Below are 14,048 nucleotides of genomic sequence, written 5' to 3' on the forward strand. Positions count from 1 at the left end.
CCCGGCATGCGGCAGCAGGCGGCTCCGCCCCAGCAGCCGGCGCAGCAGCAGGCCCGGCCGCAGCCGGCGCCCGCCGCGCCCGTCTCGGGCCCCGGCCCGGACGGCATCGACTGGGAGGCCGAGGCCGCCGCCCTGGAGTCCGGTGCCGACCCGGTCGGCACCGCGCACGAGGGCGCGGCCGACGAGTGGGACGGCCACGAGGACGGCCACCACGAGGACGGCGCCTACCTCGACGGGGAGGCCGAGCAGCACGAGAGCGGCTTCCTCGGCGAACAGGACGACTCCCGCGAGGCGAAGAAGAAGCGCAAGGAGAAGGGCAAGAAGTCGGGCCGCCGCAACGGCGGCGCCTGCCTGCTGGTCGCGCTGGTGCTGCTCGGTGCCGTCGGCGGCGCCGGCTGGTGGGGCTACGGCTTCTACCAGGACCACTTCGGCCCGCCGCCGGACTTCGCTGGTGAGGGCACCGGCTCGGTGCAGTTCGAGGTCAAGAAGGACGCGGTCGCCGGCCAGATCGGCCTGGCGCTGAAGAACGCTGGCGTGGTCAAGAGCGTCGACGCCTTCACCACGGCCTGCAAGGCCGAGCCCAAGTGCACCACCGTCCAGCCGGGCTTCTACGGCCTGAAGAAGGAGATGCAGGCCGCCACCGCGCTCAAGGAACTGCTCGCCCAGGCGGGCGGTGCGGCGATCGTGATCCCCGAGGGCAAGAACTCCACCGAGATCTACGCCCTGATCGACGGGAAGCTGAAGCTGCAGAAGGGCGCCACGGCCGCCGTCGCCCAGGCCCAGATCAACGACCTCGGCCTGCCCGCGTACGCCCAGGGCAAGATCGAGGGCTTCCTCTGGCCGACCCGCTACAACATCTCCGACGGCATGAAGCCCGAGGACCTGCTGAAGCAGATGGTGAAGAACGCCACCGACAAGTACGCGAACCTGGACTCCCAGGCCGCCTCGGTGGGCCTGAAGACCGGGTACGAGGTGGTCGTCGAGGCGAGCATCCTCCAGCGCGAGGGCAACAACCCGGCCGACTTCGCCAAGATGGCCAAGACCATCCAGAACCGGCTGGCCGCCGCCGGCGAGATCAACCACAAGCTCGGCATGGACACCACGCTCCAGTACTCCCTGGGTCGCAAGGACCTCAACAGGAAGGACATGGACGACGCGAGCAACCCGTACAACACCTACGTCAACCCGGGCCTGCCGCCGACGCCGATCTCCAACCCCGGCGACGACGCCCTGAACGCGGTGCTGCACCCGGCGGACGGCAAGTGGCTGTACTTCATCGCGATGGACCCGGAGCACACCCTGTTCGCCGAGACGAGCAAGGAGCACTACGCCAACGTCAAGGCGTACTGCCAGGCGGCCGGGCAGGGCTTCGACGAGACCCGCGGCCACTGCACCACCGCCAAGTAGCCCCGGCCGGGCGACAGTCCACGTTCACGGAGAGGTTGCGTTGACCAGCAAGCACCGGGCGGCCGTCCTCGGCTCGCCGATCGCCCACTCGCTCTCGCCGGACCTGCACCGGGCCGCCTTCGCGGCGCTCGGGCTGGACGGCTGGCGCTACGACCGCTTCGAGGTCGACGAGGCCGCGCTGCCCGGCTTCGTCGCCGGGCTGGACGAGGCCGAGTGGGCGGGGCTGTCGCTGACCATGCCGTTGAAGCGGGCGATCATCCCGCTGCTCGACGAGGTCAGTGCGACGGCCCGCTCGGTCGACGCGGTCAACACCGTGGTGTTCACCGCCGACGGTCGGCGCACCGGGGACAACACCGACGTCCCCGGGCTGGTGAACGCGTTGCGCGAGCGCGGGATCACCGAGGTCCCCGGGGCGGCCGTGCTGGGCGCCGGGGCCACCGCCTCCTCGGCGCTGGCCGCGCTCGCCCAGATCTGCACCGGTGAGGTGACGGTGTACGTGCGCAGCGCCGAGCGGGCCCGGGAGATGGCCGAGCTGGGCGAGCGGCTGGGCGTGACCGTCCGCACCGCCGACTGGGACCGCGGCGCGGAGGCGCTGGCGCAGCCGCTGACCGTCTCCACCACGCCGGTCGGCGCGACGGACGCCTTCGCCGGGGCGCTGCCGGCCGAGCCCGGGGCGCTGTTCGACGTGCTGTACCACCCGTGGCCGACTGCGCTGGCCGCCGCCTGCGCCGGGCGCGGGGCGACCGTGCTGGGCGGGCTGGACCTGCTGGTTCACCAGGCGGTGCTGCAGAGCGAGGCCTTCACCGGGCGGACGCCCGGGCCGCTGGCGGCGATGCGCGAGGCGGGGGAGAAGGCGCTCGCCGGGCACTGAGCCCGGCGCGTCGGGTGCGGCGCGTCGGATGCGGCGCCCGGCCCGGGCCGCCGCCCGGCCGGATCGTGGCCGGTTGCCGTCCGTCACGCGGACTGTGCCCCCGGGTGCCGCTGGGGCATGAAAGGATTCAGGCAGAAGGCACGCTCGGGCGGGCCCCGGCGGTGCCGTGGGCCGGTCCGCTGATGAAGGAGCTCCGTTGGGTACGTTGCGCTGGCTGACGGCGGGGGAGTCGCACGGCCCCGCACTCGTCGCGACGCTGGAAGGCCTGCCCGCCGGCGTACCGGTCACCACCGCCGTGGTGGCCGACGCGCTGGCGCGCCGTCGGCTCGGTTACGGCCGCGGGGCTCGGATGAAGTTCGAGCAGGACGAGGTGACCTTCCTCGGCGGCGTCCGGCACGGTCTGAGCATGGGCAGCCCGGTCGCGATCATGGTCGGCAACACCGAGTGGCCGAAGTGGGAGCAGGTCATGTCGGCCGACCCGGTCGACCCCGAGGTGCTGGCGGGCCTGGCCCGCAATGAGGCGCTCACCCGCCCCCGGCCCGGCCACGCCGACCTGGCCGGCATGCAGAAGTACTCGATCGACGAGGCCCGGCCGATCCTGGAGCGCGCCAGCGCCCGGGAGACGGCCGCCCGGGTCGCGCTGGGCGCCGTCGCCCGCGCGTACCTGCGTGAGGTGGCCGGGATCGAGATCGTCAGCCACGTGGTCGAGCTGGCCGCCGCCAAGGCGCCGGCCGGTGTGCTGCCGCTGCCCTCGGACGAGGCGCGGCTGGACGCCGACCCGGTGCGCTGCCTGGACGCGGACGCCTCGAAGGCGATGATCGCCGAGATCGACCAGGCCCACAAGGACGGCGACACCCTGGGCGGCGTGGTCGAGGTGCTGGCGTACGGCGTGCCGGTGGGCCTCGGCTCGCACGTGCACTGGGACCGCCGGCTGGACGCGCGGCTGGCCGCCGCGCTGATGGGCATCCAGGCGATCAAGGGCGTCGAGGTCGGCGACGGCTTCGACCTGGCCCGGGTGCCCGGTTCCCAGGCGCACGACGAGATCGTCCCGACCCCCGAGGGCGTCAAGCGCTCCTCCGGCCGCTCCGGCGGCACCGAGGGCGGCCTGTCCACCGGCGAGGTGCTGCGGGTGCGCGCCGCGATGAAGCCGATCGCCACCGTGCCGCGGGCGCTCCAGACCCTGGACGTGCGCACCGGCGAGCCGGCCAAGGCGCACCACCAGCGCTCGGACGTCTGCGCCGTGCCGGCGGCGGGCATCGTCGCCGAGGCGATGGTCGCGCTGGTGCTGGCCGACGCGGTCATCGAGAAGTTCGGCGGCGACCACGTCTCCGAGACCCGCCGCAATGTGCAGGGCTACCTCGACAACCTGATCATCCGATGACGACTCCTGTCGTCGTGCTGGTCGGCCCGCCCGGCAGTGGCAAGTCCACCGTCGGGCGGGTCCTCGCCGAGCGCCTGGGCGTCGGCTTCCGCGACACCGACGCCGACATCGAGACGACGGCCGGCAAGCCCATCCCGGAGATCTTCGTCGACGAGGGCGAGCCGCACTTCCGCGCGCTGGAGGTCGCGGCCGTACGGGCGGCCGCCACCGGGCACGACGGGGTGCTGGCGCTCGGCGGCGGCGCGGTGACGGCCGAGGCCACCCGCGAGCTGCTGCGCGACCTGCCGGTGGTCTTCCTGGAGGTCCCGTCGGCCGACGCGGTCAAGCGGGTCGGCCTGGACGCCCCGCGCCCGCTGCTGGCCGTCAACCCGCGGGCCCGCTGGCGCGAACTGATGGAGGCCCGCCGCCCCCTCTACCTGGAGGTGGCCACCGCCGTGGTCGACACCGCGGGACGCACCCCGGAGCAGGTCGCGGACGCCGTACTGGAAGCACTGGAGCTGAAGACCCCCCATGACTGACACCACCGTCAGGATCCACGTCGGCGGCAGCGCCGGCCACGACCCGTACGACGTGCTGATCGGGCACCAGCTGCTCGGAGAGCTGGCCCCGCTGATCGGGACCCGGGCCAAGCGGGTCGCGATCATCCACCCGGAGGCCCTCGAGGCCACCGCCGACGCCATCCGCGAGGACCTGGTCGGCGAGGGCTACGAGGCGATCGCGCTCCAGGTCCCCAACGCGGAGGACGCCAAGAGCGCCGAGGTCGCCGCGTACTGCTGGTCGGTCCTCGGGCAGACCGGCTTCACCCGCAGCGACGTCATCGTCGGCCTCGGCGGCGGTGCCACCACCGACCTGGCCGGATTCGTCGCCGCCACCTGGCTGCGCGGCGTGCGCTGGGTCTCGATGCCCACCACGCTGCTCGGCATGGTCGACGCGGCCGTCGGCGGCAAGACCGGCATCAACATCGCCGAGGGCAAGAACATGGTCGGCGCCTTCCACCCCCCGGTGGGCGTGCTGGCCGACCTCGGCACCCTGGAGACCGTGCCCAAGCACGACTACGTCTCCGGCCTCGCCGAGGTCATCAAGTGCGGCTTCATCGCCGACCCGGCCATCCTCGACCTGATCGAGGCCGACCCGGAGGGCGCCAAGACCCCGGCCGGCCCGCACACCGTCGAGCTGATCCGCCGCGCCATCCAGGTCAAGGCCGACGTGGTCACCGGCGACCTCAAGGAGTCCGGCCGCCGGGAGATCCTCAACTACGGCCACACCCTCGGCCACGCCATCGAGCGCAACGAGCGGTACAAGTGGCGGCACGGTGCCGCGATCTCCATCGGCATGGTCTTCGCCGCCGAACTCGGCCGCCTGGCAGGCCGGTTGGACGACGAGACGGCCGACCGGCACCGCACCGTACTGGCCTCGGTCGGCCTGCCGCTGAGCTACCGGGCGGACGCCTGGCCGAAGCTGCTGGACGCCATGAAGATCGACAAGAAGTCCCGCGGCGACCTGATCCGCTTCATCGTCCTGGACGGCCTCGGCAAGACCTCCGTGCTGGAGGGCCCCGACCCGTCCCTGCTGGTCGCCGCCTACGCGGAGGTCTCGGCGTGACCCGGGTGCTGGTGCTCAACGGCCCCAACCTCGGCCGCCTGGGCAGCCGCGAGCCGGACGTCTACGGCGCTACCTCGTACGCCGGACTGGTCGAGCGCTGCACCGCGCTGGGCAAGGAGTTCGGCTTCGAGGTCGAGGTGCGCGAGACCAACTCCGAGCAGCAGATGGTGGAGTGGCTGCACGAGGCGGCCGACGGGCAGCTGCCCGTGGTGATCAACCCGGGTGCGTTCACGCACTACTCGTACGCGATGCGGGACGCCGCCGCGCAGCGCACCGCGCCGCTGATCGAGGTGCACATCTCCAACCCGTACGCCCGGGAGACCTTCCGGCACACCTCGGTGATCGCCGCGGTGGCCTCCGGCACCATCGCCGGTTTCGGGCTCGGCTCCTACGAGCTGGCGCTGCGCGCGCTGGCCGAGCGGCTCACCACGCGCTGAGGGTGCGGGCCACGGCCCGGCGGCGGACTGTGCCCGCTGCCGGGCCGCCGTGTAGTGTCCCCGCTGAGAGGTGTCGGGAGGGTGCCGTGACGCAGTACGCCGGAGGCGGGCAGGTCCCGCCGCGTCCCGTCGCACCGCCGGTGCCGCCCCCGCCGACAGCCGTCCGGCCCGGGGCCGCCGCCCCGGCGCCCGCCCCCGCCCCGGCACCCGTCGCGGCCCCCGCGCCGGCCGCGGCCCACGCGCCCGGCCCGGTGCCCGGCGCGCCGCCGGTTCCGGCCGGGGGGACCGGGCACTTCGTGCTCCCGTCCGGGACGCCCGTCCAACTGCCCGCCCACCCGAGGCAGCACGCGCCCACCGGTCCGATCGCCGTCCTGCTGATCGGTCCGGCCGGGGCGGGCAAGACCACCGTCGCCCGCTACTGGGCCGAGCGCAGGCCCACCCCGACCGCGCACATCAGCCTGGACGACGTCCGGGAGTGGGTGCAGTCCGGCTTCGCCAACCCGCAGTCCGGCTGGAACAACGCCTCCGAGGCGCAGTACCGGCTGGCCCGCCGCACCTGCGGCTTCGCCTGCCGCAACTACCTGGCCAACGGCATCTCCTGCATCATCGACGACGCGGTCTTCCCGGACCGCCCGGCGATCGGCCTCGGCGGCTGGAAGCGGCACATCGGCCCCGGGATGATCCCGGTCGTGCTGCTGCCCAGCCTGGACTCGGTGCTGCGCCGCAACGCCCTGCGCGGCGGCAACCGGCGGCTCGGCGACGAGGAGGTGGCCCGCATCCACGGACGGATGGCCGGCTGGTACAACTCGGGGCTGCCGATCATCGACAACTCCTCGCTGGACGTGCCCGGCACGGCCGCCGAGCTGGACCGGGTCATCCTGGCCCGGCTGATGGGCATGCCGGTCCGCTGATCCGCGCGGTGCCGGTGGGCCTGCCCGCAGGGCCGAGGGGCCGCGGTCGTGTCGGTGCCGGCTGCGATGATGGGAGCTGTCCTCGGGCGGGCCCAGTGGCCCGCCCGGCCGAAACCCCGGGGGAGCTGACGCCCGTGCCGGAAGGCCACATCATCCACCGCCTCGCCGCCGAGAACCGCAAGGCCTTCGGCGGCCGTCCGGTCCGGGTGTCCAGCCCGCAGGGCCGGTTCGCCGACGAGGCCAAGGTGATCGACGGGCAGCTGCTCACCGGCGCCGAGGCCACCGGCAAGCACCTCTTCCTCGGCTTCGAGGAGGGCGCCTGGGTGCACATCCACCTCGGCCTCTACGGCGGCTTCACCTTCGCCGACGGCCCGGCGCCCGAGCCGGTCGGCCTGGTCCGGCTGCGGCTGGAGGGCGAGGACGGCTACGCCGACCTGCGCGGCCCCAACACCTGCGCGCTCGTCGGCGACGAGCAGAAGGCCGCCGTCGCGGCCCGGCTCGGCCCGGACCCGCTGCGCGCCGACGCGGACCCGGAGGCCGCCTGGCGCCGGATATCGGCCAGCCGGACGACGGTCGCCGCGCTGCTGATGGACCAGAAGGTGCTGGCCGGGGTGGGCAACGTCTACCGGGCCGAGGTGCTGTTCCGCCACGGCATCGACCCGCACCGGGCCGGGCGCGACCTCACCCGGAAGGAGTGGGACGCGATCTGGACGGACCTGGTCGCGCTGATGCGCGAGGGCGTCACCGCGGGCCGGATCGACACCGTCCGTCCGGAGCACACCCCCGAGGCGATGGGGCGTCCGCCCCGCGTGGACGACCACGGCGGCGAGGTGTACGTGTACCGGCGGGCGGCGATGCCCTGCCTGGTCTGCGGCACGGACGTGCGGACGGAGGAGCACGCCGCCCGCAACCTCTTCTGGTGCCCGGCCTGCCAGGCGGCGTGAGGCCCCCGCCCCGGGCGGCGTGAGGCCTGGGGCGGGCCGGTGCCGACCCTTCTGACCTGCGACGACGGGTAGCGTGCTCGGTGAGCAGTCCGTCCTGTCCGCAGTGCCACGTGCGAGCGTGGAGCGAAAGGAAGTCCCCATGATCTTCATCACGGTCAAGTTCGCGGTCCGCCCCGAGCGCGCCGACCACTGGCTCGACCTCGTCGACGAGTTCACCAGGGCCACTCGCGAGGAGCCCGGCAACCTCTTCTTCGAGTGGTCCCGCAGCGTCGACGACCCCAACGAGTTCGTCCTGGTCGAGGCCTTCCGCGACGGCGACGCGGGCAAGGCGCACGTGGAGTCCGCGCACTTCACCAAGGCCATGGACGACCTGTCGTACGCCGTCGCCGGCAAGCCGCGGATCGTGTCGACCGAGATCCCCGGCATGGACGGCTGGGGGGAGATGGGCGAGATCACTCCCCGGTGACGGGTCGGGGCCGTTCGCCCGGGAGCGGTGCGGCGCACCGCCCGGCCGAGTCCCCGATCGGCCCTCCGTCCGGGTGCCCAGCCCGTAGGCTGGGGCCCGGGCCGGGCGGAGGGAGAGCGGGCGGATGGAGCGGCACGAGGTGGTCAACACCGTGTCGGATGTCACGGTCGGCGGGAATCTGGTGCAGGCCGGGACCATCGGGTCGCTGCACATCCACGAGCGGGAGGCACCGCCGAGACCGCATCAGATCCGGCTCCCGCACGGCCCCTTCGTCAACCGCGAGCCGGAGATCGCCGCGCTGACCGCCGCGCTGCGCCGGGTCGAGGCGGGCGGCCTCGGGGTGGTGGTGTTCACCGGCCTGGGCGGCGTCGGGAAGACCGAGCTGATCGCCAAGTTCGCCGAGGAGCACCGGGAGCACTTCCCGGACGGCGACCTCTACGCCGACCTGCGGGCCTACCGGCACCAGGGCGGGGTGGACCTCCCCGCGCTGCTGGCCGGGTTCCTGCGCGCCCTCGGTACCGAGCCCCCGGCCGTGGAGGCCGAGCGGTTCACCGCGTTCCGTACCGCCACCGCCGGGCGCCGGTGCCTGTTCTTCCTGGACAACGTCGAGCACGCCGCGGAGGTGCGGGCGCTGGTCCCCTCCGGCGGGCTGCTGGTGGTGGCGAGCCGGCGGCGGCTGCCCGCGCTGCGGACGGACGGTGCCGAGGTGCGCCGGCTCGGGCCGCTGAGTGCGGCGGCGGGCGCCGAGCTGGTGCGCGGCTGGGTGGGTTCCGGCCGGGGCACCGACGGGGAACTGGCGGAACTGGTCGAGCTGTGCGGCGGGCTGCCGCTCGCGCTGAACGCGGTCGGGAGCCAGCTGCTGGACCGGGACAGCCTGCCGGTCGGCCGGGTGCTGGCCGAACTGCACGACCGGGAGGGCAGGCTGGCGGTGCTGGAGGATGAGGAGAACGACCTCGGCGCGACGTACGACCTGGTGTACGAGCGGCTGACGCCGGCTGCCCGGGCGCTCTACCACCTGATCGGTGTGCAGCCCGGCCCCTTCGTGTCCGCCGCACTGGCGCGTGCGGTCGGCGTCGAGCGGGCCGAGCGGGCGATCCGGGAACTGCGCGACGTCCACCTGCTGGACGAAGTGGTGGACGACGACCCGGCGGAGGACCGCTTCCGGGCCCACGACGTGGTGCGGCTGCACGCCTACGGCCGGACGCGTGACCTGCCCGACCGTGACGGGCTCCTCGCCGCCGTCGTCGCGTACTACCGGGCCCGGGCCTCGCTGGCGGACCGGACGATGGCTGGGAAGCGGCTGCGGCTGCAGGACCCGAGCGGCGACGACCTGCCCGGCTTCGCCTCGGAGACCGCGGCCCTGGAGTGGCTGTACGCGGAACGGGCGAACTACCGCGCGGTGGTGGAGGCGGCGGCCGAGCAGGGGTGGCACGGCGAGGTGTGGCGGCTCTGCGAGTCGCTCTGGCTGCTGTACCACGACCGCAGGCTCTACCAGGACTGGATCGCCACCCACCGGCTCGGGGTCGAGTCGGCGCAGTGGGACAACCAGCCGGCCGCCGTGGTCCGGATGCGCAACCAGCTGGCCCGCGCCCACCTCGACCGCAAGGAGTACCAGCTCGCCGCCGGACAGCTGGCGCTCGCCACCGAGCAGGTGCCGCTGGTGGCCGACCGTCAGGTCGTGGGCGTCCTCTACGAGACGGACGGCCTGCTCTGCCTGGCCGACGGCCGCCCCGGCGACGCGGTCGAGCGGTTCACGCTGGCCCTGGCGGAGAACCTGGGCGACGACCACGGCGAGATCGTCCAGAGCTACAACCTCGCGCAGGCGCTGATCGCCGACGGCCGCCCGGAGGAGGCGCTCACCGTGCTCGCCGGGGCCACGGCCCAGGCCGAGGCCGGCCGGGACAACGACATGCTGATGAAGCTCCCGCTGGTCCGGGCCCGGGCCCACCGGGCGCTCGGACAGCTCGCCCTCGCCGTCGCCCAGGCCCGTGACTGCGCCCGGCAGGCCAGGGAACGGAGCCAGTACGCGAAGGAGGCGCAGGCGCACGGCCTGCTCGTCAGCCTCGCGGAGGAACTGGCCGACGAGGAGCTGGCGGAGCGCAGCCGGGAGCGGCTGCGCGAGCTGCGGGGGTAGCGGCCCGCCCCGGCTCGGTCAGGTCCAGGGCCCGGTCAGGGCTCGGCCGTGAACGAGACCCGGGTGCGCTGCTCCCCGGTGCGGACGGTGAGGCCGTGCTCGGTGAGGTCGGCCGGGTCGCCGCCGTCGGCGAGCCGGCAGGCGACGGCGGAGCCGAGCAGCAGCGGGTCGATGCCGGGGTCCGGGGCGCCCCAGCCCGGTTCGGCGCGGGCCTCCAGCAGCCGGCCGGTGTGCAGCCGCAGCAGGTGGCGGTCGGGGCCGAGGGCGGCCACCGCGACGGCGAGGCCGGGGAGTTCGGCGGCGGTGTCGGCGAGCCAGCGGGCGGCGGGGCGTTCGGCGTGGGCCTCGGTGCGGGCGAGGACCTCGGCCGTGTAGCGCAGGGCGTCGCCGGGGTGGTCGTCGGTCAGGGCGTGGAAGCCGCGCGGGGTGTGGTCGTGGGGGTCGAAGGGGTAGCGCCGCAGGCTGACCTCCGGGCCCTCGCTCCTGCCCTCGACCTCGTACGCGGTGGGCCGGTCGGTGTCCCCGGGGCAGGGGACGGGCCGGGGGTAGGGCGGCAGGGCCGGTTCGTCCCGGGGCTCGTCCAGCCGGTCCAGGAAGGAGTAGAGCAGCGGGCGCAGCAGCCGGGCGGATCCGCCGGGGTGGGCGAGTGCGCGGCCGGTGATCTCCCGGAGGTCGGCCGGCGCCTGGGCGAAGGCCAGTTCCAGCTGGGCGGCGAGGTCCCCGTCCGGGTCGAGCAGGGGTGCGGCCTGGCCGAAGGCGTAGCCGGGGGAGCGCGGGTCGAGTTCGGCGGCGCCGGTGGCGACGAGCAGGGTGCGGTGCTCCAGGGCGGCGCCGTAGACGGTGACCGAGCCGTGGTCGCCGATCACGCAGTCGGCGGCGACGAGCGCGGCCTGCCAGCCCTGGTGGGGCGGGATCAGGCGCAGGCCCATCCGCCGGGCGTCGTCGAGCAGGGCCCGGGGGTCGTGCCGGCTCCAGACGTTGGGGTGTAGGACGACGGCCACCGTGTACTCGTCGGCGGGCAGTTGGCGGACCAGCCGCTGGGGCAGCCGGGGGTGGCTGCCCAGTGACGAGTGCTCGCTCCAGGTGGAGCTGACGACGACGAGCCGTCGGCGGCCGGTGGCGCCGAGCGCGGCGCGGTAGGCGTCGCGGGAGCGCCGGCTGGCGAGCATCCGGTCGAAGCACGGGTCGCCGACCACCTGGGCGACGTCCAGTGCCTCCGGGCAGGAGGACCGAAGCCGGTCCAGCTGTTCGGGGTGGGAGAGGCCGAGGGCGTCCACGAACACCCGCCCGTGGTGGGTGAGTTCGTTGCGGGACAGGCCGGCGGAGCTGACCGTGTCGCCGGTGGACTCGGCCACCAGGCGGTTGTAGCCGGCGCCGTGCGGGAGGACGACCAGCCGGGCGTCCAGGCGGTGCATGGAGGAGTGGACGGCACAGGCGACGGCCAGGTCGAAGGGGAGGCGGACGGCGTCCTCCCAGTCCAGGACGGTGTAGCCGGGCAGGTCGTGCAGGTAGTCGTCCAGGGCGCGGTCGGCGAAGACGGAGCCGGGGTTGACGGTGAAGTACCGCTCGATGCCGGCCGGGCTCAGCAGGGCGAGGACGTCCAGGACCCGGGTGGCCGAGGTGAGGGTGCGGGCGACCGCCAGCACGCGGGCCTTGACCGGGTCGGTGTTCCATCGGTCGGCGGGCCAGGCGTGGGGGTGGGACGGCACAGCATGATCGTACTCACCCGGGGTGCGCGCCGGGCGCTGTTCCCCGAGTGTCGGTCAGCCGGCCGCGGCGGTGGGCTCGTGGTGCTCGCCGGCGGCGCATTCGTCGAGGAGGGGGCGCATGCTCTCGTCCACGAGCCGGTAGCGCACCACACGGCCGTCCTTGTCGCCGGTGACCACGCCGGCCGTGCGCAGCAGCCGCAGGGCCTGGGAGACGGCGGGGTCGCGCATGCCGGTGGCGACCGCGAGGTCGGTGACGGCGAGCGGGCCGGCCCGGTGGAGGGCGAGCAGCAGGGCGAGCCGCCCGGGGTCGGCGAGCAGGGAGAACCGCTCGGCCCAGGACCGGACGTGCGCGGTGTCGCCGATCGCGGCGATGGCCTCGCAGACCCGGTGTCCGTCGATGGTGCGGTGGCCCGCGCGTTCGGCCGGTACGAGATGCATGTCCGCATTCTCGCAGGAGCGGGGCTGTGATCCTGGACACCTGCGCAGGTGCGCAGCCTTGCACGGGTCGGGCGCGGCCCCTACGGTGTTCCCCGCCGTGGTGCTCGGGAAGACCGGTGACGGACCCCCAGGGGTCCAAGTCCGGAGCGGCCCTCGCCACTGTGATCGGGTCAGTTCCTTCGTCCGCGAGGGAACGCCGTCCGTGTCCACGACGCCACTGGGTGCCCCGCGCACCTGGGAAGGCGGACTCGGACGTCCCGTAAGCCAGGAGACCGGCCACGGCACTTCACGACGTCATTCCACGAGGTGTTGGAGCGTGATCCGGACATGACCCTGCCCGAAACCGTCGCCGCGGACGCGAAAGCGGTGCCGTCGGCGCTGCCCGCCTTCAGATGGAAGCGCGAGGACACCCTGCGCACCGCCGGATTGATGGGGGTGATCCTGGCCATGCACGTGGTGGCCTTCGGGACGCTCGTCTTCCTGGTGGCCCCCGAGGGGTACACGGTCGGCACCCAGGTCTTCGGGGTGGGCCTGGGCATCACCGCGTACACCCTCGGGATGCGGCACGCCTTCGACGCCGACCACATCGCGGTGATCGACAACACCACCCGCAAGCTGATGGCGGACGGCAAGCGGCCGGTCTCGGTGGGCTTCTGGTTCGCGCTCGGGCACTCCTCGATGGTGGTCATCATGGCCGCCCTGGTGGCGGGCGGCGCGCAGCTGGCGAACACGCTGATGGACGACGAGTCGGCCACCCACAAGTGGCTCGGGCTGGTCGGCACCACGGCCTCCGGCGCCTTCCTCTACCTGATCGGCGCGCTCAACCTGGCGGCGCTGTTCGGCATCCTCAAGGTGTTCCGCTCGATGCGGGCCGGGAAGTTCGACGAGGCGGAGCTGGAGGCGCACCTGGACTCGCGCGGCTTCATGGCCCGGGTGCTGAACCGGGCGACCCGCTCGATCACCCGGCCCGGGCAGATGTTCCCGGTCGGCATGGTGCTGGGGCTGGGCTTCGACACCGCGACCGAGGTCACCCTGATGGTGATGGCCGGCTCGGGCGCGGCCGCCGGGCTGCCCTGGTACGCGATCGTCTGCCTGCCGCTGCTGTTCGCGGCCGGGATGAGCCTGTTCGACACCCTGGACGGGACGTTCATGAACTTCGCGTACCAGTGGGCCTTCTCCAACCCGGTGCGCAAGGTCTACTACAACCTGACCATCACCGGGCTGTCGATCGCGGTGGCCTTCATCATCGGCACCATCGAGCTGGTCGGGGTGCTGCACGAGAAGTTCGACCTGACCGACCCGGTGACCGGCTGGATCGCGAACATCTCGCTGGACAACGTCGGCTACGCGATCGCCGGGCTGTTCGTGGTGGTCTGGGCGCTGGCGATCGGCTACTGGAAGCTCGCCAAGGTCGAGAAGCGCTGGGTGCCCGAAGGGTCGTGAGCGCGTCCCCGCGGAACGGCGCCTCCCCGGCCGGGGAGGCGCCGTTCCGGCGTTCAGCGCTCTTCGCGGAAGTCGACGTGCCGGCCCGCGACCGGGTCGTACTTGCGCAGGACGATGCGGTCCGGGTCGTTGCGGCGGTTCTTGCGGGTCACGTACGTGAACCCGGTGCCGGCGGTGGAGCGGAGCTTGATCACGGGGCGCAGTTCGCTGCGGGCCATGGGGTGTCCTCCTGGGGCCTGGGGTGCTGGGTCGGGTGCTGGACCGGAACCGTACACCGAAATGGAATTCATTTTCATCTGGTGTAA

The 14,048-nt window shown here is 73.7% G+C and carries 14 protein-coding genes and 1 riboswitch; of the genes, 11 read left to right on the top strand and 3 right to left on the bottom strand.

Annotated elements, in window-relative coordinates; all coding sequences use genetic code 11:
- Positions 1–6: 6 nt before the first annotated feature.
- From mltG to ACFQ6N_RS13550, 10 genes are all read left to right on the top strand, one after another.
- A complete protein-coding gene (mltG, locus tag ACFQ6N_RS13505; protein WP_380649003.1) occupies positions 7–1,407 on the top strand; it encodes an endolytic transglycosylase MltG in 1,401 nt (466 codons plus the stop codon).
- A 40-nt stretch (positions 1,408–1,447) separates the two neighbouring features.
- On the top strand, positions 1,448–2,278 hold the full coding sequence (locus ACFQ6N_RS13510; RefSeq protein WP_380649004.1) for a shikimate dehydrogenase: 831 nt from the start codon (positions 1,448–1,450) through the stop codon (positions 2,276–2,278).
- A 196-nt stretch (positions 2,279–2,474) separates the two neighbouring features.
- The gene (aroC, locus tag ACFQ6N_RS13515; RefSeq protein ID WP_380649005.1) at positions 2,475–3,659 is read left to right on the top strand and encodes a chorismate synthase; all 1,185 of its coding nucleotides are present in this window, start codon (positions 2,475–2,477) and stop codon (positions 3,657–3,659) included.
- Positions 3,656–4,177, top strand: a complete 522-nt coding sequence (locus ACFQ6N_RS13520) for a shikimate kinase (protein WP_380649007.1) — start codon at positions 3,656–3,658, stop codon at positions 4,175–4,177. Before aroC ends, ACFQ6N_RS13520 begins: the two co-directional genes overlap by 4 nt.
- A complete protein-coding gene (aroB, locus tag ACFQ6N_RS13525) occupies positions 4,170–5,261 on the top strand; it encodes a 3-dehydroquinate synthase (protein ID WP_380649009.1) in 1,092 nt (363 codons plus the stop codon). The genes ACFQ6N_RS13520 and aroB overlap by 8 nt, the downstream gene beginning before the upstream one ends.
- A complete protein-coding gene (gene aroQ, locus ACFQ6N_RS13530) occupies positions 5,258–5,698 on the top strand; it encodes a type II 3-dehydroquinate dehydratase (protein WP_380649010.1) in 441 nt (146 codons plus the stop codon). The genes aroB and aroQ overlap by 4 nt, the downstream gene beginning before the upstream one ends.
- Before the next feature lie 86 nt (positions 5,699–5,784).
- Complete coding sequence (locus ACFQ6N_RS13535) at positions 5,785–6,609, top strand: AAA family ATPase (protein ID WP_380649011.1); 825 nt, start codon at positions 5,785–5,787, stop codon at positions 6,607–6,609.
- 134 nt (positions 6,610–6,743) lie between these two features.
- Positions 6,744–7,553: an Fpg/Nei family DNA glycosylase gene (locus tag ACFQ6N_RS13540; RefSeq protein ID WP_380649012.1), complete on the top strand. Its 810-nt coding sequence runs from the start codon at positions 6,744–6,746 to the stop codon at positions 7,551–7,553.
- A gap of 139 nt (positions 7,554–7,692) precedes the next feature.
- On the top strand, positions 7,693–8,019 hold the full coding sequence (locus ACFQ6N_RS13545) for a putative quinol monooxygenase (protein ID WP_380649013.1): 327 nt from the start codon (positions 7,693–7,695) through the stop codon (positions 8,017–8,019).
- A 124-nt stretch (positions 8,020–8,143) separates the two neighbouring features.
- A complete protein-coding gene (locus ACFQ6N_RS13550) occupies positions 8,144–10,153 on the top strand; it encodes an AAA family ATPase (RefSeq protein ID WP_380649015.1) in 2,010 nt (669 codons plus the stop codon).
- A gap of 35 nt (positions 10,154–10,188) precedes the next feature.
- On the opposite strand, the gene ACFQ6N_RS13555 is transcribed toward ACFQ6N_RS13550, so the two are convergent.
- The gene (locus tag ACFQ6N_RS13555; protein ID WP_380649016.1) at positions 10,189–11,862 is read right to left on the bottom strand and encodes a hypothetical protein; all 1,674 of its coding nucleotides are present in this window, start codon (positions 11,860–11,862) and stop codon (positions 10,189–10,191) included.
- A 54-nt stretch (positions 11,863–11,916) separates the two neighbouring features.
- The gene (locus ACFQ6N_RS13560; protein ID WP_380649017.1) at positions 11,917–12,300 is read right to left on the bottom strand and encodes an ArsR/SmtB family transcription factor; all 384 of its coding nucleotides are present in this window, start codon (positions 12,298–12,300) and stop codon (positions 11,917–11,919) included.
- A gap of 81 nt (positions 12,301–12,381) precedes the next feature.
- Positions 12,382–12,596, top strand: a riboswitch (cobalamin riboswitch).
- Between the two features lie 31 nt (positions 12,597–12,627).
- Between ACFQ6N_RS13560 and ACFQ6N_RS13565 the strand changes: the two genes are divergently transcribed.
- Positions 12,628–13,743, top strand: a complete 1,116-nt coding sequence (locus ACFQ6N_RS13565; protein WP_380649018.1) for a HoxN/HupN/NixA family nickel/cobalt transporter — start codon at positions 12,628–12,630, stop codon at positions 13,741–13,743.
- A gap of 53 nt (positions 13,744–13,796) precedes the next feature.
- Here the strand turns inward: ACFQ6N_RS13565 and rpmG are convergent, their stop codons facing one another.
- A complete protein-coding gene (rpmG, locus tag ACFQ6N_RS13570) occupies positions 13,797–13,961 on the bottom strand; it encodes a 50S ribosomal protein L33 (RefSeq protein ID WP_380649019.1) in 165 nt (54 codons plus the stop codon).
- Between the last annotated feature and the right edge of the window lie 87 nt (positions 13,962–14,048).

It is taken from the genome of Kitasatospora sp. NPDC056446, assembly GCF_042796115.1.
Classification (GTDB): domain Bacteria; phylum Actinomycetota; class Actinomycetes; order Streptomycetales; family Streptomycetaceae; genus Kitasatospora.